This is a genomic window from Acinetobacter sp. TYF_19, assembly GCF_043105125.1.
In the GTDB taxonomy this organism is placed as follows: Bacteria; Pseudomonadota; Gammaproteobacteria; order Pseudomonadales; family Moraxellaceae; genus Acinetobacter; species Acinetobacter johnsonii.
The window spans coordinates 89,339-111,536 of the sequence record NZ_JBICLH010000062.1; the positions used below are offsets into that span (position 1 = coordinate 89,339).

Below are 22,198 nucleotides of genomic sequence, written 5' to 3' on the forward strand. Positions count from 1 at the left end.
TCATTTCAGTATGCACTTTGCCCAGCACTGTCTGGGCATCGTTTTTACAATGGAGTATATAAAATGGATCCACGAAGTGAAGTTGTTCTTCGCCAGCAAGAATTTCTCTCTGGTTCAGTTTTACTGGTCAATGCACCGTGTGACGAATTAAACACACAGCTGATTGCTGCTGTAGAGCCACATTTTTGGACATGGAATTTTAACGAATTACAATATTTCCAAAACCAACAAAGTGATGTGCATTTTGGTACAGATTTGCCTGATGTCGCTTTTGATCAAGCCATCGTATTTGTTCCAAAGTCAAAAGAACTACTCAATTATGTCCTACACCAACTGGTGAGTCGCTTGGCCGTAGGCGCATCGATCTTTTTAGTTGGTGAAAAGAAAGGCGGTGTAGAACGCGCCTCTAAACAGCTGCAACCTTTTGGTAAAACCCTCAAATTAGACAGCGCTCGACATTGTCAAATGTGGCAGTTAATCACCGAAAAAACCGTAACCGCAAAACCTTTGGCCGATTGGGCACTACTCTATACAGTGCCAACCCCGAAAGGTGAATTACAGATTTGCGCATTACCGGGGGTATTTAGTCAAAATCGTCTAGACGTGGGTACAGCCGTGTTATTGCCCCACCTTTCACAGGTCACTTCTGGAAAAATTGCAGACTTTGGCTGTGGTGCAGGTGTAATCAGTGCTTATTTGGCCAAGTTAAATCCGAAAAATCGCATTTTTGCACTGGATGTCGATGCCTTTGCACTCGCTTCAACAAAAATGACTTTTGAGAAAAATAACCTTTTACCAGAACAACTTGAGATTAAAGCGGTACACGGAATTGAGGATGCTCCTCTGTTTTTACACGCAATCGTCAGTAATCCCCCATTCCATCAAGGCATTCATACAGATTACAATGCCAGCGAAAATTTATGCAAAACATCCCGTCGCCATCTTAAATCGGATGGCGAGTTGTGGATTGTTGCCAACCGCTTTCTGAATTATCCATTACTCATTGAGCAAAGTTTTGGCCAATGTACAACCAAAGCCGATCAACAAGGCTTTAAAGTGCTGTTTGCCAGCACACAAAAGAAATCTTAAGGAACAATGATGAGCGAAACGACTCAACCAGCTCAACTCAAGCGGAAGCTTGGAGCTCGCCATCTGAATATGATCGCGATTGGTGGTTCAATTGGTACAGGTTTATTCCTTGCCTCAGGTGCGACCATTGCAAATGCTGGCCCTGGCGGGGCGTTATTGGCTTACTGCCTAATTGGTGTGATGATTTACTTTCTCATGACCAGTTTGGGTGAGTTGGCAACACACAACCCAACATCGGGTGCATTTTTCACCTATGGCACCAAGTATGTTGAAGGCGGTTTTGGTTTCGCCCTTGGCTGGAACTATTGGTATAACTGGGCCATTACGGTTGCATTTGAATTGGTTGCAGTCCAATTCATCATGAAATTCTGGTTTCCCGACCTGCCCGGTTTCTACTGGAGTGCTCTCTTCTTAGCTGTTGTCTTTGGGATCAATGCACTGACAGTCAAAGGCTTTGGTGAAAGTGAATTCTTCTTCTCCTTGGTCAAAGTCCTTGCCATCATTGTGTTTATCATCATTGGTATTTTCATGATTGCTAAAATCATGATGACGCCTGGTGTCGCAACTTTTGCCAACTGGACCAAAGGTGAAGCACCCTTCGTTGGTGGCTTATCTGCACTGATTGGTGTGGCGATGATTGCAGGGTTTTCGTTCCAAGGTACCGAAATGGTCGGTGTTGCTGCAGGTGAATCGAAAGATCCACAAAAGACGATTCCGATTGCCATCAAACAGATTTTTTGGCGTATTCTACTGTTTTATGTGGTATGTATTTTCATTATCGGCACACTCATTTCATATGATGATCCACTTTTGTTACAAGCGGCTTCATCAGAGAATATTGCACTCTCTCCATTTACCTTACTCTATGAAAAAGCTGGTTTTGCCTTTGCTGCCAGCGTTATGAATGCCGTGATTTTAACCGCGATTCTATCGGCAGGTAATTCAGGGATGTATTCATCTACGCGTATGCTGTTCAATATGGCCCAAAATGGCAGTGCACCTAAAGTGTTTGCCAAATTAGACCCACGCGGCGTACCCATGAATGCGCTTTATGCGACAACTGCAATTGCTGCACTTTGCTTCTTAACCACCTTCATTGGCGAAGAACAGGTCTTTAATTGGCTGCTCAATATGTCGGGTATGTGTGGCTTTATTGTTTGGTTAGGGATTGCTGTTTCACACTTTCGTTTCCGTAAAGGCTATGTTGCCCAAGGTCATAAGGTTGAAGACTTAGCTTATCGTGCGAAATTCTTTCCCTTTGCCCCATGGTTTGCCTTTATCCTGTGTGCAATTGTTGTTTTAGGTCAAAACTACCAAGCAGTACTTGATGGCGAATGGCTCTCTGTTTTATCGACCTATATCGGTATTTTCTTATTCTTGGCGATTTGGCTAGGCTATAAATGGAAATACAAAACCAAACTGGTTTCTTACCAAGAAATGGATGTCAGTCCAATGAATCCTGATCGCGAATAAAATCCATTCATAATAAAAGACAGCCTTCGGGCTGTTTTTTTATTTTCTTCATTTATTCATTTACTTAAACCATAACCTTTCAATCATGCACACATCCATCAACAGCATGGTTCAACTCTTGAAGTTACATAGAATCGATAGTTATGACTTGGATCCATCCTAAACTTAGTTAATATTCTGTAACTAGCATCCGTTCACTTGCGCGATGAACAATTTACATATTTAGGTAGTAAAAATTTAGCCTCTCAATTCGCACCGCCATAACTAAATAAAACGGCTTATTGAGCACTGATCTCTCTCAAATTCCTAGCCCCTAAATATCAAACCAAAAATCTTATCTCATTGGCAAAATAAATCCTTATAAAGCTAAATAACTAGAAATATCCATTCATTCTAAAGACAAAATTATTATCGATGTCGTGAAGCATGAGTAATAGAAATCCCCCTTTTCATTCTTCTTATATTCATCCTCTAAAATGAAATACTTCTAACAGTGTCTTATATCCTATGCGTAAATAAACATGACCACCGTAAGCCTTAACGGCTCTTGCATTGAGCTTGAGCTTATTTTCATCAACACGAGTTAACATAAATTTCATTATTTTTAGATATAAAAAAACGACTCCGAAGAGTCGTTTTTTAGTTAAAACTCAGATTATTGAGCTTGAACTGTACGGCTGCCAGAAATTGTCGCGAATACACGACGGTTCATAGCACGGCCTTCTTTAGTGTTGTTGTCAGCAATCGGTTGGTCCCAAGCGAAACCTTGAGTAGACAAACGAGCTGGGTCAACGTTGTATTCGTTTACTAGAGACGATTTAACAGAGTTAGCACGAGCTAAAGATAAACGTTCGTTCAATGCACGTGGACCAGTATTGTCTGTGTGACCTTCGATGCGAGCAGTAGCGTTTGGATATTCCACTAACTTCTCAGCAACTTTAGCGATTTCTGGCTTGTATTGGTCTTTGATGTTTGATTTGTTTGTATCAAAGAACACACGAAGTTCCATGTTAAGGTCTTCAGTTAACTCTTGTGGTTGAACTGGAGCAACTGGCTCAACTGGAGCAACTGCTACTACTGGAGCAGCAGGTTTCAAGTGACCGCCAAGAACTACGTTAAGACCAGCTAAAGCTGTGTAGTTCCAGAAATCTTCATCGATGTTGTAAGTAGCACGAGCTTCAGTACGTAGAGATAAAGCATCGTTCAAGCGCCAGAAAGCACCGAAACCAGCATTACCTAAAGTACCTTCTTCTTTAAGGCCACGACCAGCACGACCTAGATCGTTATCAAACTCGTATTTGTAGTGACCAGCACCTAAAAGTACATATGGCTTGATTTTGCTGTCGTAGTTTTTAGTAATCAAGTCAGAAGTAGCATAGAAATTACCGTTGATTTGCGTTTGCTTGTATTCAGCATTCGCTTGGTCAACCATGTCACCTTTAACTTGGTTGTATTCCGCTTCAAAACCTAACCAAGGAGTAAGCTCTACACCAAGTGCAGCACCAACAAATAGGTCATCATCCATTTGAGCTGAATCAGTCAAATGATCACTACCATTATTATGTTGAGTGTCTTGGAAAGTGTAACCAAGCATTAATGGAGTAACAGTTACGCCCGCGTTTGCAGCAGCTAAAGGAGCAGCTACGAGCATTGCTAATGCAATACGACTCATTTTCATGGATTTATCCTCCAGAGATAACAATTGTTTTTCAAGCTTAAGCTTAAAATTATTTAACCATTCTGAGATAGGCTTTTTATACCCCAGTTTTATTTTTAAGCTATTCGCAATGAATCATACAAACACTTTATTTTTTTTCCAAGTGCTTGATAACTTTAATCAAGTAAATTATTGACAAAATTACTTACAATTTCCGTTGTAATTCGGTAATTTTTTACTCAATTTTTACTTGCGAATAGCTTATTTTCACTTGTGCTGCATTTTAACAGCTTTTTAAACAAGTTGAGTACTACTAATTATGTATAAAATTTGTTTGATAAACAAAGCTTTAATAAATAAAAAATAACTCTACAACAAAAAATTGGATAACCATATGTTTTTTATAAATAAAAAAGGGTTCACATTATTTGAACTCATCATCACTATTAGCATTATTCTGATCATTTGTACAATCGCACTTCCTCATTTTCATCAGTACATGGCCTCGCAAGAGCGAATCAAAACATTGAATACATTAAGGAATAGTATTCAGACAGCCAAAAATATGGCCAACTTACAACGTCAAAATATCACCATTTGCCCAAGTCAAGACCTCGTTCAATGCCAGAATCATCAATGGAACTCAGGCTTTATTGTATTTATCGATAATAATAAAAACCGACGAGTAGATACCAGTGAAACGATTATTCGGACAGAACAACAGCAGCTCAAATATGGCAATCTTGATTGGCGTGGCACACTCAATCTTCCATCCTTAAGCTTTAAAGCTGAAAATGGCTTACCCCTTGGCTCAAATGGAACCTTCTATTACTGCTCTTTACAAAGTCAGGATCACTTTAAATTGGTCATGAGCAAAATGGGACAGGTCCGCCCCGAACCACTCAATACCTGTAACTAGACCCATGAGTCCATAATCACGTTTTCAGCTTTTCTCGCTAGCAAATTTGCATATACTGCTTAAGTTTCCAACAAAACGTATAAGTGATTCGGAGAAGAAAATGACAGACATCGTGATTGTGAATGGTGCTCGTACGGCAATGGGCGGTTTTCAAGGCAGTTTAGCAAGTGTGACCGCTCCAGAACTCGGTGCTGTGACGATTAAAGAAGCGATTACTCGTGCTGGCTTACAAGCAAACGATGTAGAAGAAGTAATCATGGGCTGTGTTCTACCTGCGGGATTAAAGCAAGGTCCAGCGCGTCAAGCTATGCGCCAAGCAGGTTTACCTGATTCAACAGGTGCTGTGACCATTAATAAATTATGTGGTTCTGGCATGAAAGCAGTGATGCAAGCTGCGGATATGATCAAAGCAGGTTCGGCAAATATCGTGGTTGCAGGTGGCATGGAGTCGATGACCAATGCTCCTTATATTTTAACCAAAGCACGCGCAGGCTACCGTATGGGGCATGGCGATGTTAAAGACCACATGTTCCTTGATGGCTTAGAAGATGCTGAAACAGGCCGATTGATGGGTTCTTTTGCACAAGATATGGCCAATACCCGTGGCTATACGCGTGAGCAAATGGATGCCTTCGCGATTCGCTCTTTAGAGCGCGCACAAACAGCGGTCAACGAAGGTTACTTTGCCGATGAAATCGTGCCTGTGACAGTTTCATCTCGCAAAGGTGATGTTGTCGTTGATAAAGATGAACAACCGTTCAATGCCAACATTGCAAAAATTCCAAGCCTTCGCCCTGCTTTTGCTAAAGACGGCACCATCACTGCAGCAAATGCAAGTTCAATCTCGGATGGCGCATCCGCACTAGTTTTAACTTCAGCAGAAAATGCATCGAACAAAGGTTTAGCACCATTAGCCAAAATTGTGGCTTATGCATCGAATTCACAACATCCATCAGAGTTCACCATTGCACCAGTCGGTGCAATTGAAAAAGTGCTTAAGAAAACAGGTTGGAATGCGCAGGACGTAGACCTTTGGGAAATCAATGAAGCTTTTGCGATGGTAACTATGTGTCCAATCGACGACTTCAAACTTGATCCAGCAAAAGTGAACATCAATGGTGGAGCTTGCGCATTGGGTCACCCTGTCGGATCAACTGGTTCACGTATTATCCTGACTTTAATTCATGCGCTTAAACGTACAGGTGGTAAAAAAGGGATTGCGGCACTCTGCATCGGCGGTGGTGAAGCGACTGCTGTAGCGATTGAATTACTTTAAGATTCAAGCAACTTTCTTTTATTGACATATTTTATACAATAAAAGATTGGATGATTAGCTGATATAAAAGCGGCATTTATGAAAATCCCTCGACTGCGAGGGATTTTTTATTACAAGATTGTATTAGGGGCGATCTCAACGACTTGTTAAAATAACGTCGAAAAAAACAATAAGGATAAGATAATGCAACTGAATCACTACCTCAACTTTGATGGTCAAACTGAAGCCGCTTTTAATTTTTACAAATCTGTCTTTGGTGGAGAGTTTGCAACGTTCATGCGTTATGGAGACTTACCTTCAGATGAAAGTTCAGTCGCCCTTTCTGACGCTGATCAACAAAAAATCATGCATGTTTCACTTCCCATCAATGCCAGCACGATTTTGATGGCTTCGGATACCAACGATCAGTTTTGTGCCCAAAGCAATACTGTCTTTACTGTAGGCAACAACCACTATATTTCGATTAACTTGGATGCCCATGAACAAGCCGATGCAAAACGCTTATTTGATGCACTTTCAGTCAATGGAAAAATAGAGATGCCTCTGGAGAAAACCTTCTGGGGCGCACTCTATGGTGCATTTACCGATCAATTTGGAGTGAAGTGGATGGTGAATTGCCAATTAGAAGAAGGATAAAAGCGTCTTCTTTTTAAACATCAATATTTGAAAATTGCGCAATAATGGTAAGCCCCACAGTAATAAAACCGATACCGAGCCATCCAGCCAAATCAATGTCCTGTCCTAAGAATGTTTTAGCAAGGAGTGCTGTGGCGATGACACCAATGCCAGACCACAGCACATATAAAATTCCCGCTTGCATAAATTTCAAGGCATAGGCTGCACACGCAAAAGAAATTATGTAAAGCACCAGTGCAATGCCCTGATCCAATTTATTGACCAAGCCATTACCTTTTGCGGAATAAAAAGTCGAAAGCACATCTGTAGCAATAGCAATAAGTAGCCAAATGACACCGGGATTAATTTTTGCAAAAAGTGCCATCATGTCCAATTTACCTGTTTCTTTTTCTTCAATTTGTTCATCAAAAATGCTGCGTATAAATACAAAAAAGCTGAACCGAAGTCCAGCTTTTCATTGCTTGCTTAAAAAATTAAGCGCCCGTTTGATAACTGGCTTGTGCAACGGCTGTTGATGCTTGATACGGATTTCTAAAATCATTTAAACCCGCAGCAGCTTCAAGAATGTCTTTACCTTCTTTAATGACAAAGGTATCAAAGCCTGAACGTTTCATGTAGTTCAAGACATCTTTAAACACATCACCTGTTGCACGTAGTTCACCTTGGAAACCTTGGCGACGTAATAGCGCTGCAAATGAATAGCCACGACCATCGTTAAAACCGGCAAAATCAATAAAGATGGCATCTAGCTGATCTAAAGGGAACGCATGCGTTTCAGGAGAAGCATCGACTGTAACCAGTAGTGCTTTTTTACCCGAAACTTCAGCTAATTGATCTAACTGCTCAACCGTTAAAACCACATCACCTTGCGGTAAAACACCATCTTCACCAATCACTTGATAAGTATTGTCTGCAATCGAGCCATCTTTAGAGAGGACTTGTAGTGCTGTATTAAGCATATGCACGCTCCTTAAAGGGTTGAATGCCTACACGGCGATAAGTATCGATGAATTCTTCACCCTCAGCACGAAGGTCAAGATAAGTATTTAAAATTTCTTCAACAATGTCCGGCACCACTTCAGCTGCAAATGACGGGCCTAAGATGTCACCAATTGAAGCATCATGATCTGCATTACCACCCAAAGTGATTTGGTAGAATTCAGCGCCTTTTTTGTCTACACCTAAAATACCAATGTTGCCCACATGGTGATGACCACATGCATTCATACAACCTGAAATATTCAGATCCAGTTTGCCAAGGTTATAAATGGTATCTAAGTCATCAAAACGGCGTGAAATCGCTTCTGAAATAGGAATCGATTTCGCATTTGCCAGTGAACAGAAGTCACCGCCTGGGCAGCAGATAATGTCGGTTAAGAAACTAATGTGCGCACGCGCTAGATTGTTTTTCTCAAGAATAGTCCACAGTTCAAATAAATCCTTCTGTGGCACATCTACCAAAGAAATATTTTGCTCATGCGTGGTCCGCAGTTCACCAAAGGTGTATTTGTCTGCAAGGTCTGCAATCAAATTCATCTCTTCAGTGGTCATGTCACCCGGTGCAATACCCGTACGTTTCAACGAAATCGTTACAATACGGTAGCCCTTCACTTTATGTGCATTGGTATTGATATTGAACCACTGTTTGAATTTCGGATGTGCAGCAAACTGTTCAGAAAAATCTTCATCTGCATAATCTTGATAATCAAACGGTATAAATTCTTCGTCTAATTTCTGCAAAATTTCAGGCTGAATTTTTAAAGTTTTAATGGTGTGCGCAAACTCAGCTTCGACTTTTTCAGCAAAGACTTGAGGCGTCAACGCTTTCACCAAAATCTTAATACGTGCTTTGTATTTGTTATCACGGCGACCGTGTAAGTTATAAACACGCAGTACGGCTTCTAAGTAAGCAATCAGGTCTTCACGTGGCAAGAAGTCACGAATGAAACTACCAATCACAGGGGTACGACCTAAGCCGCCACCGACTTTAATTTTATAGCCAATTTCGCCCGCTTCATTTTTAACGATATACACCCCAATATCATGGAATGAGGTTGCTGCACGATCAGTTTCTTCAAGTGCTGATACCGCAATCTTGAACTTACGTGGCAAGAAGGCAAACTCTGGGTGGAAGGTTGACCATTGACGGATCAATTCACACGTTGGACGTGGGTCAGCCACTTCACCAGCAACCACACCTGCATATTGGTCTGTGGTGGTGTTACGAATACAGTTACCCGAAGTTTGGATTGCATGCATTTGTACAGAAGCGAGCTCTTGAAGCATGTCTGGAACATTTTCTAGCGCAGGCCAGTTAAACTGAATATTCTGACGCGTTGAAACGTGTGCATAACCACGGTCAAACTCAGTTGCAAGTTCTGCAACTTTGCGCAATTGCGTTGAGTTCATCAAGCCATAAGGCACAGCAATACGTAACATTGGCGCATAGCGTTGTACATATAGACCGTTTTGAAGACGTAATGGGCGGTACTCATCTTCAGTGAGTTTTCCAGCTAAATAACGTTCCGTTTGGTCACGGAACTGTGCAACACGTTCATTGATCAGTTGCTGATCGAAATCAGTATATAAATACATGGCGTACAGCTAGTAGTTTCATTATAACGGCTGACAGCATAACGAGATTTAAACTATCAACAAAATGCGTTTTTTACATATTTCATAGCTGTTTTATTGATAAGGATAAGTAGATGTACTGTTTGTCCCTAATCCTAAAGGTTTTTTCTGATTAAAGTATTTTTTATTAGATACTTATACATTATTCAGCTAACTCCGTTCACCTGATCACATACACACTAATTCATTCATTGCTACCACGTAAATTTTAAACTCGGCTTATCTGGGTAGAACTCAATTTTTCTATTCTTTCCTCCTCGTCACTTTGCCCTTTTAAACCGACTGCATATAAAAATAGCCTGACGAATCAGGCTATTTTAAAGTTTAAATAACTACAGACGATTATTTTGCATCGGGTAAGGCATACGCCACCAAAGCATCTCCCATCTTAGTACCAAATGAACCATGACCACCCGCCATAATGACCACATACTGTTTGCCATTGGCTTCATAGGTCATTGGTGTTGCTTGACCACCTGCTGGTAGACGACCTTTCCAAAGTTCATCACCATTGGTCACGTTGATGGCACGGATATAATTATCCTGCGTACCACCGACAAACATCACATTACCCGCAGTTGAGATTGAACCACCAAGCATAGGAACCCCCATTTTAAATGGTGGTAATTGAATCCCCGGTAAGCTGTCACGGATCGTACCAATACGACGTTTCCATGCAACTTCGTGAGTATTTAAATCCACACCCGCCACAAAGCCCCAAGCAGGCTGTTTACATGGCAAACCAAATGGAGACAAGAACGCACTGATCTCTACACCGTAAGGCACACCATACATCGGTTGTACACCCGCTTCGGTGCCTGCACCTTTGGCTGTTTTCGGACGGTTTGGATCGGCTGGAATGAGTCGAGAAACAAACGGTAAACCGATTGGGTTCATCACCGCGATTTGACGATCAGGGTTAACGGACATACCGCCCCATTCAAATACACCCAAGTTGCCTGGGAAAACTAAAGTTCCATTTTCTGAAGGTGGGGTATAAATACCGTCATAGTTCAGTTTGTGGAAAGACACACGGCACATCAACTGGTCAAACATGGTTGCACCCCACATTTGCTTATCCGTCAGTTTCTCTTTTGGCGCAAGGTCAAAGTCAGAGAAAGGTTGTGTCGCAGAGTAACGCTCACCTTTGGTTTGCGGCCCACGTTTCACTGTTTGTGGTACAGGTTTTTCTGTAATTGGAACAATGGCTGCACCAGTACGACGGTCTAGAACAAAGGCATTACCTGTTTTCGTTAATACGTAAATGGCAGGAACCATTTTGCCTGACTTATCTTTAATATCCGTCAATGTCGGCTGTGATGGTACATCCATATCCCACAAATCATGATGCGTGGTTTGGAAGTTCCACACCAACTTACCTGTTGAAGCATTCAATGCCAGCATTGAGTTGGCATAACGCTCATGCAACTCAGTACGGTTACCGCCCCAAATATCTGGCGTACCCACACCCGTTGGAATGTAAACGATATCCAAAGCCGCATCATAGGCTAATGGTGCCCATGCATTCGGTGAGTTTTGAACATACTTTTGACCTGGAGCTGGAATTGCGTTCGGATCTTCTGCACCTGTGTCAAAGACCCACAACAATGCACCCGTATTCACATCATAACCACGGATCACACCTGAAGGTTCTTCAGTTGAATAGTTATCTGTGGTTGAACCCGCAATAATAATCGTCGTGCCTGTGACCACAGGTGGCGACGTTGGGATATAACCGCCTGGATAAGGGAACGGCATATCTTTTTGTAAATCGACTTCACCATTTTTACCAAAGTCAGTACAACGCTCACCAGTATCAGCGTTGATGGCAACTAAACGGCCATCATTCACAGGTAGGATTACTTTACGTGGACATAGCGCAGACGATGACTTTTTATGCTGCAAGCTGGCTTCAAAACCAGCCGTATTGTTCGCATCATAATAAGACACACCACGACAGGTTAAGTGCTGAAAAGTATTGTCCGCTTTAAGTTTCGGATCAAAAGTCCATTTCGCCTTACCTGTAGCAGGGTCAAGTGCAACAAGTTTTTGGTGCGTGGTACAGATATACATATTGTCCCCAACTTTAATTGGGGTGACCTGATTGGTGGTTTCACCAGAGTCATTTTCTGTTTTAAAGTCACCTGTGTTATAGGTCCAAGCCACTTTTAAATCTTTAACATTCTCAGAATTAATTTGCGTTAAAGGAGAATAACGCAAACCAGACTGAGTACGACCATAAGCAGGCCAGTCGCCATCAGCAACACCCGGAATGGACTGTGCGGTTGCAGGTTGCTTGCTGCTCAGTTCACCTCGAATTTCTTGAGGGTCATTAAACACAGCATAGATCATCACTGCAATGGTAATTGCCAATGAACCTGTTAAAACCAGTTTTGCACTTTTAGCGTTGTAAAAACCGCGTGTGACCGCTGGAATGAGTAGCCATAAGCCAAATAAACCAAGGATATCTAAACGTGGCGCTAAGGCAAAGAAGTCTGAACCCACTTCCCATAAGCCCCACATCACTGTACCCAAGACCAGCAACGCATAAACGATTAATGCCGTACTTTTTAATTTTTGCAGTAGAACTGCAGTCACGATGAAGAGTAAACCTGCAATGATGTAGTACCAAGACCCACCAAGCACTGCAAGATAAATCCCTCCTATCAGCAGGACTAAACCAAAGATTACAGCAATCACAGCTGTAAAAGTTTTAAGCCCTGAACCTGAAGACGGAGTACTCATATTGACCACCTTTTTCTTAGATTCTGTTAAAAGCTCATATCGTTTTAATATCGATATGAACACCTAGACAGTTTTTAGATTTTAAGTATCTGTCCAAACGACTTATTTCGAACAGTTTTATGCTTTGAACAACCGTTAAAAGTTTTTATCAACCTTGCTGGACAAATACTTATCGATCTAGAAACTAAAATGCAGTCTGGAATTTAATTCCGCCCACCCATGCATTTTCACCATTTTTATATGCGCCTACATGGCGGATATATTGGATATTGGGACGAATGGTTAACCAGTTGGCTGCATGAATACCGTAGTAAATCTCGGCATCATACTCTTCACCTTGTAAACGGGCTTTGACGCTGTTATTGACAATATTCGCGTCCTTGACATCATCATTGATATTAATACGGGCTAGGCCAATCGCGATTTCATCTTGAGGGCGAGCATCAAAAGCACCTTTATAGACCAAACCAATGTTCTGCATGTCGCGAACCGTATTGGTATCTGAATCATGTAGTGTGAGATTCACAAAACCTGTTAAACCACGCGCAGAATCACCGCGATGTGCTGTGAATTGCTGCTTGGCAACGACCCAGCCCCCTTGTTTATGTGAGGTTTGCTTTGGGTTTTGAATATCTGTGGCATCTGCAGAACTGTAGTAATAACCCGCACGATATTCGCCAGGTAACTTATTTACACCTACAGCAGGTTGCCACACCACTTCAGCAGGAATAATGGCCCCCTGCGAACCGTCAGTACTTAAGTTCCAGCCTTTGCCACGTTCTAAGTTTTCAGTGTTATATTCATACACCCCAACTTGTGCATACAGGTCTGGCCGAAGGTTATATTTGACTCGCGCAGCCCATTGGCTGACAGGCCAGTTGTACCACTGGTCACCGACCCCGTTACCAACTTGAGAGCCACAGAGCGCAAGGTTTTGGAAATCACAGTCGAAACTGTTGAAGTCTTCACCTTCACCAAAACGACCGACTTTGATGTCCAACTTTTGATCCATGAACTTTTTCTTAATCCACAAATCCGTTAAACGCCACGTTTGTCCACGTCCCCACACTTCTTGAGTAGAACTTAAATGTCCATCTAAAGCATCGGAAGTTTGAGAAAGTGAACGTCCATTACGCTCAGTAATGGTGATTTGAGCCTCAGTATCCTGCCAACCCAAAATTTTGTCTAAATCGAAGTGCGTACCAAATGCAAACTGGTCTGCATATTCAGTACCATGATTTGAAGAACGTGAAGCATCGAGTAAAGTTGCCATCTCCCCCGTATAACCAAAGCTAAAATCGTAGCCTTTTTCTTGCAATGCGGTGCGTTGACCATTCCAATCACCGAGCATCCAAGGGCTTTGTACCTCGAATGCATTTGCAGCATATACAGTTTGCAGGCAACAGCTGAGTGTTAATAAACTCACCGTTAAACACCAACTTCTATTACATTTATTCATAATTGGTGACCTTTCTTACAATTTTACAACCAATTGATATGATACTTGCTATTTGTATAAAGACCCATTGTTTTTGTTAGATTATTGTTTTAAAACTGGTTAAATTATCGCTATATGATATTTACAAAGAGTCAAAACCCAAAGATTTCCCTATAAATTCATACCTTATTTTTGAACGTGAAAACTTGATTGGACAAGCTAATTGTTGTTCGCTTTTTGTACTCCCCTCTTCTAAAGGCACAGCAACAATCCATTTTCGGTCTCTTGCCAGTTGCGAATCGAGTGCTTCATCCAGCTTCAATACAGGCTCAACACAGACATCCCGTGACTGAAAAATTGCGTTCCATACAGCAAAATCTTGGGTTTTAATCTTGGCTTTTATCGCTTGTTTCACCACCTGACGGTCGTCAGTTGCCAGTGAGGCGCCTTTTTCAGCCACAATCGGCAACTCTAAAATTTCTGCCAGTCCGTGTAAAAACTGTGGCTCTAAACTCCCAATCGACAAATAGCGGCCATCTTGCGTTTCATAATAGTCATAAAAAGTCGCACCATTGAGATAGCTTTGCTCCGGCCCTTGCTTTTCCTGTCCTGCTAAGCTCGCCGCTGCAGCCATGCTACTGAGCCCCACCACACAGTCAGTCATAGAGATATCAATATACTGCCCTATGCCACTACGCTGCCTTTCGATCACAGCTGCGAGTATTCCTATCACGCTATGTAATGACCCGCCTGCAATATCCGCAATTTGAATTCCCAAAGGAGGAGGACCACTGTGCTGTCGGCCGCTATGTCCTGCGATCCCAGACAAAGCCACATAGTTGATATCGTGCCCTGCTTTATTTTGATATAAACCTGTTTGCCCATAACCCGTAATGGAACAATAGATCAAGCGCGGATTAATTTCAGATAAAGTTTGATAGTCAAGTCCCAGTCTTTGCATTACCCCCGGGCGGAATTGCTCAATCACAATGTCATAGTCTAAAATTTTCGACTTGATCAGTTCAATATTGGCAGGATCTTTTAAATCCAGTGCTACCGAATGCTTATTTCGGTTGAGATAACTGTGTGCTGTGGCCTGTCCATTGGCATAAGGTGGCATTAAACGGATCAGATCAGGTCGAGTTGGAGACTCGATGTGGATCACTTCTGCACCTAAGTCTGCCAAATACATTGTTGCAAACGGTCCCGGTAAAAGTGTAGAAAAATCGAGAACTTTCAATCCTTTCAATGCCATATCCATGCTACTTTTTACTCTTTTTATGTTGATTTTTTAGCTATTTTAGAAATATAAAAGCAACAAAACAATGTCATGTTCAGCCATTTACCTTGATCATTTCGGCAATTTAACATGTAAAAAGGCAAAAAACTTTAGTGTAAATTGCCTAAACTTATTTTTTTAGCGTCATTTAGGTCAAACGCAAGTGAATATAAAAGAGACTGAAGGATTAAATATGAGCCGTGATACCATTAGTATCCATTTCGTCAATGCGGCTTTAACTGGCGTAAAACGTCTCGGCATGGATGTCGAAACATTACTTTCTCACGTTGGCATTGAGGCAGAACTGCTGCGTCAGCCTAAAGCCCGTATTTCTCCAGAACAATATACTCGCTTCGTTAAAATGTTATGGATGGTCACCCAAGACGAACATGTTGGTTTTGACAAACAACCACGTCGTCTAGGTACATTTGCCATCATGTGCCAGTTGATTATTCATGCCAAGACCTTAGGGGATGCTTTAGAACTGTCTTCACAGTTTTATAAACTGTTTGGTGATGAATGGTCGGTGACATTAGAGCGCGACAAGCACGAAGCACGTCTCGTTCCCCAGATTCCAAAATCAATGGACCCAGATCACTTTATCACTGAAAGTATGTTGATGATTTGGCATGGTCTTGCTTCTTGGTTGATTGAACGTCGTTTACCACTTGAACGTGTACATTTTGGCTATGAACGTCCTGCACATGCAGATGAATATGATGCCTTATTCTTCGCACCTGTGATGCAGTTCGATATGCCGCGTACAGAAATCACTTTTGCCGCAGATTATTTGGACTTACCAATTCGTCAGAATGAAGAAACGTTAGAAGAGTTCTTAAAAGCAGCTCCTGCACAGTTGTTAGTGAAATTTAAAAACACCAACTCCCTCACTTCACGTATTCGTGATGTGTTAAAGAGTCAAATTGGTGAGGAAATGCCAACGCTGAACGATGTGGCTTCCATGTTGTATTTATCTCCTCAAACGTTGCGTCGTCGCTTAGCGGCTGAAGGTAAAAGTTACCAAGGCGTGAAAGATGCATTACGTCGTGATGCCGCGATTCACCTGCTGTTAAATCCGGGTTTGACGTTGGAAGATGTGGCACAACAAGTGGGCTTTAGTGAAACCAGCACCTTCCACCGTGCCTTTAAAAAATGGACAGGCGTCACACCTGGTTTATATCGCCAACTACACGGTTATCACTAATTTTTTAGTTTGACGACGGTTCGGCACATTGCTAAACCCAAGATTTCGATCTTGGGTTTTTTTATGCCCTAAACTCAGGCTATTGGCAAAAATCTTCATCTAGCCTGACCCGTTCTAGTCATTGCATCACGGCGATTAATTTGTACACTCAAGGACATAACAACTTAAAAGTGATAAAAGGAACAGCTATGAGCGAGGCTTATATCATTGATGCCATTCGCACACCACGCGGAAAGGGAAAGAAAGATGGTTCACTTTATGAAGTGAAACCTATTACGTTGCTGACCACATTATTGAATGAACTCAAAGATCGTCATCATTTAGATACTTCTAAAGTAGATGACATAATCTTGGGTTGTGTCACACCAATAGCTGATCAAGGCGGTGATATTGCGAAAACTGCGGCAATTGCAGCAGGTTGGGACAATGATGTTGCGGGTGTACAAATCAATCGCTTTTGTGCGTCAGGTCTTGAAGCTGTCAATATGGCAGCGCAAAAAGTACGTTCAGGTTGGGAAGATGTGGTTGTTGCTGGTGGCGTAGAGTCGATGTCACGTATCCCAATGGGTTCCGATGGTGGACCGTGGGCATTAGACCCTGAAACCAATTTAAAATCACATTTTATACCCCAAGGGATTGGTGCTGATTTAATTGCAACACTGGATGGTTATACGCGTTCAGATGTCGACGCATTTGCAGCAAATTCTCAACGTAAAGCGGCGGCGGCGCAAGCTGCGGGTTATTTTAATCAATCAGTCGTTGCCATCAAAGATAAAGCAGGCGTGACCATTTTAGACCAAGATGAATTTATTAAACCAACCACAACAGCAGAAGGTTTAGCAAAGCTCAATCCAAGTTTTGAAATGATGGGTGCAATGGGTTTTGATGCGATTGCATTACAACAATATCCAGAAGCGCAAAAAATTAATCATGTGCATCATGCAGGAAACTCATCAGGCATTGTCGATGGTGCAGCGCTTGTATTGCTTGCTTCTGAGAAAGCGGTCAAAGAACAAGGTTTAAAACCACGTGCCAAAGTCTTGGCAACGGCGTTGGTCGGTTCAGATCCAACCATTATGCTGACTGGGCCTGCACCTGCTGCTCGTAAAGCATTGGCAAAAGCCGGTTTAAGCATTGACGATATTGATCTATTTGAAGTCAATGAAGCTTTTGCATCTGTAGTGATGCGTTTTATGACGGAATTAAAAGTGCCAAGCGATAAAGTTAATGTAAATGGTGGCGCAATTGCGATGGGGCATCCATTGGGTGCGACGGGTGCAATGATTCTCGGAACATTGCTGGATGAATTAGAACGTCAAGGTAAAAAGCGTGGCTTGGCAACATTATGTGTAGGTGGTGGCATGGGTATTGCGACCATTATTGAGTTGGTATAAGGAGAATAATAATGAGCGCAATTCAATATCTAAAAAATGACGATGGCATTATTATTCTGACTTTAGATTCTCCGAATCAATCTGCAAATACCATGAATGGTGATTTCCGTGTAGCTTTAGAAAACATTGTTTCTAAACTGAAATCTGAAACGTCAATTACTGGGATTATTTTCCGTTCAGCGAAGAAAACTTTCTTTGCAGGCGGTGATTTAGATGAATTGATTCAAGCACAACCTGAAGATGCCACACCATTTTTTGAAATGGTTCAGAAAATGAAAACCGAGTTTCGTTATATCGAAACTTTAGGTGTACCTGTTGTAGCAGCATTGAATGGTACGGCTTTGGGTGGCGGTTGGGAAATTGCTTTAGGCTGTCATGCACGTATCGCATTGAATGATCCTAAAACAAAATTTGGTTTGCCAGAAGTGACTTTAGGCCTACTGCCGGGTGGTGGTGGTATCGTGCGTATGGTACGCCTTTTAGGTTTACAAAATGCTTTTCCTTTTTTAATGGAAGGTAAGCAGTTTGGTGTGGATAAAGCGAAATCTCTAGGTTTAATCCAAGACACGGCGGAAACACCTGAAGAGTTGATGGATAAAGCGATTGCTTGGGTAAAAGCTAATCCAAAGTCACAACAACCGTTTGATGTGAAAGGGTATAAAATTCCGGGTGGTGATCCTAAAACACCTGCAGTTGCGCAAATGCTTGCGATTGCTCCAGCAATGTTACGTGATAAAACCAAAGGATGTTATCCAGCGCCTGAAGCCATCATGGCGGCTGCGGTTGAAGGTGCACAGGTGGATGTGGATACGGCACTGACCATTGAATCACGTTATTTTACCTATCTGGCGACAGGTCAAATTTCAAAAAATATGATTGGTACTTTTTGGCATGGATTAAATGCAATTAAAGCAGGTGCAAGTCGTCCTAAAGATGTTGCAAAATGGCAAGCGACCAAAGTTGGTGTGCTTGGTGCAGGGATGATGGGCGCAGGGATCGCTTATTCAACAGCAATTAAAGGTGTTGCTGTGGTATTGAAAGATACCTCTATTGAAAATGCAGAAAAAGGGAAAGCCTATAGCCAAAAACTGCTAGATAAAAAAGTATCACAAGGACGTATGACGGCTGAAAAGCGTGATCAGGTTTTAAGCTTGATTACTGCAACGGCATCTGCGGAAGATTTAAAAGGCTGTGATTTAATGATTGAAGCAGTATTTGAAAATCAAGAACTCAAAGCCAAAGTCACTCAAGAAGCTGAGACTTTCCTTGTGGATGGTGGTGTGATGGCTTCAAATACCTCGACATTACCGATTACAGGTTTGGCAAAAGCTTCGAAAGATCAGGCAAATTTTATTGGCCTACATTTCTTTAGCCCAGTTGATAAAATGCAATTGGTTGAAATCATTAAAGGCAAAAACACTTCTGCTGAAACTTTGGCAAAAGCCTATGACTATGTACAGCAAATTGGTAAAACCCCGATTGTTGTGAATGATAGCCGTGGCTTCTTCACCAGTCGCGTATTTGGTACTTTTGTTCAGGAAGGTTTACGTTTACTGCATGAAGGTGTACACCCAGCACGTATCGAAATGGCTGCGTTGAAAGCGGGGATGCCCGTTGGCCCATTGGCCATTCAAGATGAAGTTGCATTAACCCTTTCTGAACATGTTGCCAATGAAACGCGTAAGGCATTGCAGGCCGAGGGTAAAGATTTACCACGCTCAGGTGCAGATGATGTGATTCAAACCATGATTCATACTTTTGATCGTAAAGGTAAAGCTGCTGGTGCAGGTTTCTATGATTATCCAGAAGGTGGCAAGAAACAGCTTTGGGATGGTTTGAGTCATTGGAAAAAAGAGATTGATATTTCTGAACAAGAAATGATAGATCGTTTCCTATTTGTACAATCGCTAGATACGTTACGTTGTTATGAAGAAAATGTCCTTGAGTCTGTAATTGATGCCAATATCGGTTCGATCTTTGGGATTGGCTTTGCGCCGTGGACAGGGGGAGCAATTCAGTTTTTAAATCAATATGGTTTAGACAAAGCGTTGCAACGTGCCAATCAGCTTGAAGCGAAATACGGTGAGCGTTTTAAAGCACCGCAATTACTCACTCAATCATTGCCATCTGGGCAAATCCATTAAAATGCTGACTTAAAAATCAGGGATCCATAGATCCCTTTTTTTATTCTCTTGGAGAAAACCAATTAAAATACTGATTCATCTTTTAATTTTGACCTATCTTAGTGCATTATTTTCGCACCGGAACTCATTTTTTGTGTTATAAAGTTACATAGTTTTAGATTTATTATTATTCAATTGGGCTGTTGCACATGACTGACAATACTTCTCCTGAAAAATCACCATGGGGTTGGAAAGCACTGATTATTGCTTTCATTTTAAGTGGAATTTTCTTAGGTATCTTCTACCTTGCGATCACCAATGAGCCTGACTATATGCCAAGTCAGCAAACGCAGCAAAACTCTCAGCAACATGCTTTTAAAAATGCGCCTGCAATGTCTGAAGAAGCCATTGCCAAAGCACAAGCGGATAAAGAAGCGCGTGAAGCAAGAGCTCAAGCAGCGTCTGAAGACACCACAGAACATGTAACCGCTGATGAGCACAGTATGAATGCTGATGAACACGCGAAAATGTCATCTGAACATGGTCACTAATATGCTGTTACTAATAAAAAAGCCCTGAAAGATCAGGGCTTTTTTATGGATGATAAACGCATGTGGATATGTGGAATACCACAATGCAAATACTCCTCACCCTCTTGCATAAAGCCCAAAGCCTGATAAAACGCTTGCGCATGTACTTGAGAGGATAAGACTAAAAATGGACGCTGTTGTTGTTGAGCATATGCAATCACCGCCTGCATCAGGACTTTGCCCACGCCCAAACCGCGATGTGACTTTAAAACTGCAACACGACCAATACTATGATTTTGCAAAAGTCGTGCGGTGGCGATGGCTTGATCTTGTTCATAGACCACAAAATGAACTGCTATTTCATCTTGCTCATCCCATTCATCTTCAGCAGCAATGTTTTGCTCTTGAATAAAGACCTGCTCACGAATCATTTTCGCAGCCCGTTGCGACTCTTCCCATGTTCCGTGCGTAATTCTCAAGCTTGGCATTTTCATTTCCCTATAAATTATCTTTGTATTGGTCATTGCACTAAAAAGTGATGTTCAGATCAGCATTTACAGCCTACATCTTGCTGATCCCATTGATCATTCAACAGCAATTCCAGTGAATGCTTTTGAATACCATACATCTCTTTCAAGGCTTGAATTTGCGCCAAGACAGCAACATCAGGCGCTTGATAATCCTTACGCTTGGTTGCCAAAATCATTTTATTCTTGCTGGTATGCTCAAGTGCTACAAACTCAAACACTTTGGTTTCATAGCCATAGGCTTTGAGTAATAAGGCACGAATAGTATCCGTCAGCATTTCAGCTTGCTGTCCTGCATGAATGCCAAACTGCAACATCGGTTGCAACACGAGTGGAGCTTTCAGCTGTGGACGTAATTCTTTATGACAACACGGCGCACACATGATCATTTCAGCATTTAAACGAATGCCGGTATGAATTGCAAAGTCCGTCGCGACATCACATGCATGTAACGCGATCATCACATCGAGGCGTTCAGGTTGGTAAGTCCGAACATCACCCTGAAAAAAATCAAGTTGCTGAAAATCCGACTTGTTCGCAACCTCCTGACAGAATTCCACCATCTTGCTGTTTAGCTCCACCCCAGTCACAAAAGGGTTCAGATCTTGCTTCAGCAAATAATCATACAAAGCAAAAGTTAAATAGCCTTTTCCTGAGCCAAAATCGACCACGCGCAGTTGTTCAGGCAGTTGAATATGACTTAATGCTCCTGAGAAAATTTCGACAAACTTATTAATCTGCTTCCACTTACGCGCCATACTGGGAATGATGTGCGCTTTTGCATCGGTAATACCAAGCGGCTGTAAGAAATAGCTGTCTTGATCGATAAAACGCTGTTTGACACGGTCATGGCCTTGCTGTTCAACAGCTTTGGTTACCGTTTTATTTTTACTTTGTGTCAGCATGGCTTTTTTCTTGTTCTTCTTCAGTTGCAACTCTTGTTCAGTTGTCAGCAGATTGGCTTGTTTACACTGCGCCAAAAGTGCAGTTACCGTATCAAGTGCTGTGTCTAATGAATAATTTTTGGTGACATCTTGGGTTTTATGGCGATATAAACAGCTCAATACAGCCTGTCCTTGCAACATCACCACCCGAAAAGTCATCTTCTCGAGTTGCTCTAGTTCACCCTGATATTGACTTAGAATCATCCGATCAAAACTTTGAGATTCAAGCGCTTTCTGAAAGGCTTGAAGGAATTGCTGCTCTTGTGCAGAGGACGATACCGAAACGGTCATAATAGAAACCAAAAAAAGAATTGCGATTAAATTTTAAAG

Annotated in this window: 18 protein-coding genes; 9 read left to right on the forward strand and 9 right to left on the reverse strand. The window is 41.9% G+C overall.

The window, feature by feature from the left end; genetic code table 11:
* The first annotated feature begins 63 nt into the window (after positions 1–63).
* Together ACF8FD_RS08925 and ACF8FD_RS08930 are read left to right on the forward strand one after the other, a co-directional pair.
* Positions 64–1,089 (forward strand): class I SAM-dependent methyltransferase, encoded by a 1,026-nt coding sequence (locus tag ACF8FD_RS08925; RefSeq protein WP_279678922.1) that lies wholly within the window; start codon positions 64–66, stop codon positions 1,087–1,089.
* Positions 1,090–1,098: 9 nt separating this feature from the next.
* Positions 1,099–2,562 carry an amino acid permease gene (locus ACF8FD_RS08930; protein WP_279678921.1) on the forward strand — a complete coding sequence of 488 codons (1,464 nt, stop codon included), beginning with the start codon at positions 1,099–1,101 and terminating at the stop codon, positions 2,560–2,562.
* A gap of 655 nt (positions 2,563–3,217) precedes the next feature.
* Here ACF8FD_RS08930 and omp38 read toward each other — a convergent pair.
* Positions 3,218–4,240, reverse strand: a complete 1,023-nt coding sequence (omp38, locus tag ACF8FD_RS08935; RefSeq protein WP_279678920.1) for an outer membrane protein Omp38 — start codon at positions 4,238–4,240, stop codon at positions 3,218–3,220.
* A 373-nt stretch (positions 4,241–4,613) separates the two neighbouring features.
* Here omp38 and ACF8FD_RS08940 point away from each other — a divergent pair, with 373 nt between their 5' ends.
* The 3 genes from ACF8FD_RS08940 to ACF8FD_RS08950 all read left to right on the forward strand — a co-directional run bounded on the left by ACF8FD_RS08940 (position 4,614) and on the right by ACF8FD_RS08950 (position 7,050).
* Complete coding sequence (locus ACF8FD_RS08940; protein ID WP_279678919.1) at positions 4,614–5,138, forward strand: GspH/FimT family protein; 525 nt, start codon at positions 4,614–4,616, stop codon at positions 5,136–5,138.
* A 100-nt stretch (positions 5,139–5,238) separates the two neighbouring features.
* Positions 5,239–6,414, forward strand: coding sequence for an acetyl-CoA C-acyltransferase (locus tag ACF8FD_RS08945; RefSeq protein ID WP_201706728.1), 1,176 nt, complete (start codon positions 5,239–5,241; stop codon positions 6,412–6,414).
* Between the two features lie 183 nt (positions 6,415–6,597).
* The gene (locus ACF8FD_RS08950) at positions 6,598–7,050 is read left to right on the forward strand and encodes a VOC family protein (RefSeq protein ID WP_234304545.1); all 453 of its coding nucleotides are present in this window, start codon (positions 6,598–6,600) and stop codon (positions 7,048–7,050) included.
* A gap of 13 nt (positions 7,051–7,063) precedes the next feature.
* On the opposite strand, the gene ACF8FD_RS08955 is transcribed toward ACF8FD_RS08950, so the two are convergent.
* From ACF8FD_RS08955 to ACF8FD_RS08980, 6 genes are all read right to left on the reverse strand, one after another.
* Positions 7,064–7,417, reverse strand: coding sequence for a multidrug efflux SMR transporter (locus tag ACF8FD_RS08955; protein WP_126037843.1), 354 nt, complete (start codon positions 7,415–7,417; stop codon positions 7,064–7,066).
* 106 nt (positions 7,418–7,523) lie between these two features.
* On the reverse strand, positions 7,524–8,009 hold the full coding sequence (locus ACF8FD_RS08960) for a DUF934 domain-containing protein (protein ID WP_234304544.1): 486 nt from the start codon (positions 8,007–8,009) through the stop codon (positions 7,524–7,526).
* Entirely contained in the window at positions 8,002–9,645 is a 1,644-nt protein-coding gene (locus tag ACF8FD_RS08965; protein ID WP_234304543.1) for a nitrite/sulfite reductase, read from the reverse strand. Before ACF8FD_RS08965 ends, ACF8FD_RS08960 begins: the two co-directional genes overlap by 8 nt.
* Positions 9,646–10,026: 381 nt before the next feature.
* Positions 10,027–12,429 (reverse strand): glucose/quinate/shikimate family membrane-bound PQQ-dependent dehydrogenase, encoded by a 2,403-nt coding sequence (locus tag ACF8FD_RS08970; protein ID WP_234304542.1) that lies wholly within the window; start codon positions 12,427–12,429, stop codon positions 10,027–10,029.
* A 184-nt stretch (positions 12,430–12,613) separates the two neighbouring features.
* Entirely contained in the window at positions 12,614–13,888 is a 1,275-nt protein-coding gene (locus ACF8FD_RS08975; RefSeq protein WP_392453328.1) for a carbohydrate porin, read from the reverse strand.
* 121 nt (positions 13,889–14,009) lie between these two features.
* Complete coding sequence (locus tag ACF8FD_RS08980; protein ID WP_279678916.1) at positions 14,010–15,128, reverse strand: CaiB/BaiF CoA-transferase family protein; 1,119 nt, start codon at positions 15,126–15,128, stop codon at positions 14,010–14,012.
* 211 nt (positions 15,129–15,339) lie between these two features.
* On the opposite strand from ACF8FD_RS08980, the gene ACF8FD_RS08985 reads away from it, so the two are divergent.
* From ACF8FD_RS08985 to ACF8FD_RS09000, 4 genes are all read left to right on the forward strand, one after another.
* Positions 15,340–16,350 (forward strand): AraC family transcriptional regulator, encoded by a 1,011-nt coding sequence (locus tag ACF8FD_RS08985; protein WP_086208841.1) that lies wholly within the window; start codon positions 15,340–15,342, stop codon positions 16,348–16,350.
* A gap of 188 nt (positions 16,351–16,538) precedes the next feature.
* Positions 16,539–17,744 carry an acetyl-CoA C-acetyltransferase gene (locus tag ACF8FD_RS08990; protein WP_279678915.1) on the forward strand — a complete coding sequence of 402 codons (1,206 nt, stop codon included), beginning with the start codon at positions 16,539–16,541 and terminating at the stop codon, positions 17,742–17,744.
* An 11-nt stretch (positions 17,745–17,755) separates the two neighbouring features.
* Positions 17,756–19,888: a 3-hydroxyacyl-CoA dehydrogenase NAD-binding domain-containing protein gene (locus ACF8FD_RS08995; protein ID WP_279678914.1), complete on the forward strand. Its 2,133-nt coding sequence runs from the start codon at positions 17,756–17,758 to the stop codon at positions 19,886–19,888.
* A 188-nt stretch (positions 19,889–20,076) separates the two neighbouring features.
* Positions 20,077–20,418 carry a hypothetical protein gene (locus tag ACF8FD_RS09000; protein ID WP_234304539.1) on the forward strand — a complete coding sequence of 114 codons (342 nt, stop codon included), beginning with the start codon at positions 20,077–20,079 and terminating at the stop codon, positions 20,416–20,418.
* 32 nt (positions 20,419–20,450) lie between these two features.
* On the opposite strand, the gene ACF8FD_RS09005 is transcribed toward ACF8FD_RS09000, so the two are convergent.
* Entirely contained in the window at positions 20,451–20,885 is a 435-nt protein-coding gene (locus tag ACF8FD_RS09005) for a GNAT family N-acetyltransferase (protein WP_234304538.1), read from the reverse strand.
* Between the two features lie 59 nt (positions 20,886–20,944).
* Positions 20,945–22,159, reverse strand: coding sequence for an SAM-dependent methyltransferase (locus ACF8FD_RS09010; RefSeq protein ID WP_234304537.1), 1,215 nt, complete (start codon positions 22,157–22,159; stop codon positions 20,945–20,947).
* Between the last annotated feature and the right edge of the window lie 39 nt (positions 22,160–22,198).

Bases quoted from the DNA above. Each gene is read 5' to 3' on its own strand.
- ACF8FD_RS08930 (WP_279678921.1), top strand. From the start codon at position 1,099: ATGAGCGAAACGACTCAACCAGCTCAACTCAAGCGGAAGCTTGGAGCT.
- omp38 (WP_279678920.1), bottom strand. From the start codon at position 4,240: ATGAAAATGAGTCGTATTGCATTAGCAATGCTCGTAGCTGCTCCTTTA.
- ACF8FD_RS09010 (WP_234304537.1), bottom strand. From the start codon at position 22,159: ATGACCGTTTCGGTATCGTCCTCTGCACAAGAGCAGCAATTCCTTCAA.
- ACF8FD_RS08925 (WP_279678922.1), top strand. From the start codon at position 64: ATGGATCCACGAAGTGAAGTTGTTCTTCGCCAGCAAGAATTTCTCTCT.
- ACF8FD_RS09005 (WP_234304538.1), bottom strand. From the start codon at position 20,885: ATGCCAAGCTTGAGAATTACGCACGGAACATGGGAAGAGTCGCAACGG.
- ACF8FD_RS08970 (WP_234304542.1), bottom strand. From the start codon at position 12,429: ATGAGTACTCCGTCTTCAGGTTCAGGGCTTAAAACTTTTACAGCTGTG.
- ACF8FD_RS08960 (WP_234304544.1), bottom strand. From the start codon at position 8,009: ATGCTTAATACAGCACTACAAGTCCTCTCTAAAGATGGCTCGATTGCA.
- ACF8FD_RS08940 (WP_279678919.1), top strand. From the start codon at position 4,614: ATGTTTTTTATAAATAAAAAAGGGTTCACATTATTTGAACTCATCATC.
- ACF8FD_RS08990 (WP_279678915.1), top strand. From the start codon at position 16,539: ATGAGCGAGGCTTATATCATTGATGCCATTCGCACACCACGCGGAAAG.
- ACF8FD_RS08955 (WP_126037843.1), bottom strand. From the start codon at position 7,417: ATGATGGCACTTTTTGCAAAAATTAATCCCGGTGTCATTTGGCTACTT.
- ACF8FD_RS08950 (WP_234304545.1), top strand. From the start codon at position 6,598: ATGCAACTGAATCACTACCTCAACTTTGATGGTCAAACTGAAGCCGCT.
- ACF8FD_RS08975 (WP_392453328.1), bottom strand. From the start codon at position 13,888: ATGAATAAATGTAATAGAAGTTGGTGTTTAACGGTGAGTTTATTAACA.
- ACF8FD_RS09000 (WP_234304539.1), top strand. From the start codon at position 20,077: ATGACTGACAATACTTCTCCTGAAAAATCACCATGGGGTTGGAAAGCA.
- ACF8FD_RS08965 (WP_234304543.1), bottom strand. From the start codon at position 9,645: ATGTATTTATATACTGATTTCGATCAGCAACTGATCAATGAACGTGTT.
- ACF8FD_RS08980 (WP_279678916.1), bottom strand. From the start codon at position 15,128: ATGGATATGGCATTGAAAGGATTGAAAGTTCTCGATTTTTCTACACTT.
- ACF8FD_RS08995 (WP_279678914.1), top strand. From the start codon at position 17,756: ATGAGCGCAATTCAATATCTAAAAAATGACGATGGCATTATTATTCTG.
- ACF8FD_RS08985 (WP_086208841.1), top strand. From the start codon at position 15,340: ATGAGCCGTGATACCATTAGTATCCATTTCGTCAATGCGGCTTTAACT.
- ACF8FD_RS08945 (WP_201706728.1), top strand. From the start codon at position 5,239: ATGACAGACATCGTGATTGTGAATGGTGCTCGTACGGCAATGGGCGGT.